Source organism: Thalassolituus sp. UBA3500 (assembly GCF_002377545.1).
Lineage (GTDB): Bacteria > Pseudomonadota > Gammaproteobacteria > Pseudomonadales > Oceanobacteraceae > Thalassolituus.
Map to the genome: position 1 here is coordinate 1,202 of NZ_DFQB01000026.1, position 809 is coordinate 2,010.

Below are 809 nucleotides of genomic sequence, written 5' to 3' on the forward strand. Positions count from 1 at the left end.
CTTCGTCGCGAATAGCACCCATCTGGGAGATCAGCTCGCGCATGTGGCGCGCACCCGAACCAGACGCTGCCTGATACGTCTGCGGAGCAACCCACTCCACCAGGTCTTTCTCGAACAGACCGCCCAACGCAAGAAGCATCAGGCTGACTGTGCAGTTACCGCCAACGTAGGTTTTAACACCTGACTCAATGCCTTTTTCGATTACGTCTTTGTTCACTGGGTCGAGAACGATGATGGCATCGTCCGCCATGCGCAGTGACGACGCAGCATCAATCCAGTAACCGTTCCAACCCGCTTCACGCAGCTTGCCATACACTTCTTTAGTGTAATCACCGCCCTGACAGGTCAGGATCACGTCCTGTGCTTTCAACGCATCGATATCGAATGCATCTTCGAGCGTACCGCAATCTTTACCAGCGAAGTCTGGGGCTGGCTTACCTTTCTGAGACGTAGTGAAAAATACCGGGTTAATCTGGTCGAAATCTTTCTCTTCCTGCATGCGCTGCATCAGGACAGAGCCGACCATTCCGCGCCAGCCGACCAGGCCAACATTCAACTGTGACATGTAATTAAACCTCCTGCAGGGCGGCTACAACCGCTTCGCCCATTTCAACGGTGGAAACTTTCTGCATACCTTCAGAGAAGATGTCGCCAGTACGCAGACCTTTATCGAGCACCTTGCTTACCGCCTGCTCAATCGCGTCGGCAGCACTACCTTCACCCAATGAATAGCGCAACATCATCGCAGCTGACAGGATAGTTGCCAATGGGTTGGCGATGCCCTGACCAGCAATGTCTGGTGCAGAACC

Annotated in this window: 2 protein-coding genes; both read right to left on the reverse strand. The window is 53.6% G+C overall.

Annotation, left to right across the window (positions count from 1 at the left end; all coding sequences use genetic code 11):
- Positions 1-565, reverse strand: a 565-nt coding sequence (locus B2R29_RS06410) for an aspartate-semialdehyde dehydrogenase (RefSeq protein WP_301180290.1), incomplete at its 3' end; no start/stop codon positions are given.
- Between the two features lie 4 nt (positions 566-569).
- Positions 570-809 (reverse strand): isocitrate/isopropylmalate family dehydrogenase (locus tag B2R29_RS06415; protein ID WP_301180291.1); only part of this gene is annotated, 240 nt, incomplete at its 5' end.